Origin of the sequence: Intrasporangium chromatireducens Q5-1 (assembly GCF_000576575.1) — a bacterium.
GTDB lineage: Bacteria > Actinomycetota > Actinomycetes > Actinomycetales > Dermatophilaceae > Intrasporangium_A > Intrasporangium_A chromatireducens.
The window spans coordinates 1-1,002 of the sequence record NZ_AWQS01000514.1; the positions used below are offsets into that span (position 1 = coordinate 1).

The 1,002-nt window shown below is 68.4% G+C and carries 1 protein-coding gene; it reads left to right on the forward strand.

Translation table 11 applies throughout. The features are described 5' to 3' along the window. Positions 1-510: 510 nt before the first annotated feature. Positions 511-813 (forward strand): type II toxin-antitoxin system RelE/ParE family toxin, encoded by a 303-nt coding sequence (locus N864_RS22625; RefSeq protein WP_034722893.1) that lies wholly within the window; start codon positions 511-513, stop codon positions 811-813. Positions 814-1,002: the final 189 nt, after the last annotated feature.

A 1,002-nucleotide genomic window follows, 5' to 3' on the forward strand; every position in this document is an offset into this window, starting at 1 on the left:
CTTCGAGTGAACCTTCCACAGCACTCTCGAATGCCCCGCGTACCAACTCGATTGGGACAGCGGCCGGCGGGCGGTATGTCGCTCACCCAGCCACGCGCTGTCGTCAGCGTCTGCGCGGCGCGGGCTTAACGGCATACGAACTGCTTTTGTGGGGCCCGGGATGCGGACCGTCCTTCCATGGACACTGAGGTAACGATCGACGGCGGCCACGGCCAGTCCGCCAATGGCACAGCCACGATGCTCGTGGCAGCGGCCCGGTTGCTGCCGAGCCGCACCAGACCTACCTCGACGCGGTCGCCACCAGCCGTCAGGACCTGCAGCGCCTCGCCCCGCGCCTCACCCGCGGGTCCGTGGCCAGGTCGAGGACGCCAGCTGGCCCTGGACGACGACGTGGCGATGTGGTTCCGCGACGACGCCGCCCTGCCCAAGCTTCACCTGCTCGGCCCCGTCCAAGCACCCCGGTGCGCAGCGGGCGTGGGACGACGTCCGCCGTGAGCTGTGGCCGAACGAGTGACGGTCGTCCTCGGCGAGCACGCCGTCGTCGATCTGCGCCGCGTCCGTGACGGCTACGCGCGGGTCGATCCCGCACTGAGCGGGAACTTCGCCGACGCGTTTGACACCGTGATCTCCCGCATCAGGGCCTTTGCGCACGGCGCGCCACCCGTCGACGGGTTCCCCGGCCTGCGACGGGCCCGTATGCGGCGATTCCCGTACGGCGTGTTCTACCGCGATCTCCCCGCCCAGGATCCCGTCATCCTCGTGGTCCGCGTCGTGCACGGCTCTCGCGACACCAGTCGGCGCCATGACCACTGACTACAGCGTGCGGATCGGGGCCTTGGCCCGCAACAGGATCGGCAGTGGCGATAGCCGGCCGAAGGCAGCGAGCGCGCCTCCATCGGATGCTCGGACACCTCGCCGATTGCCAATCGATGAGTGGGGACGGTTGGTGGACGCCTTCGTGTTGGGCGTATAGATTAGTAACTACATGTAGTCGTGGAGGTG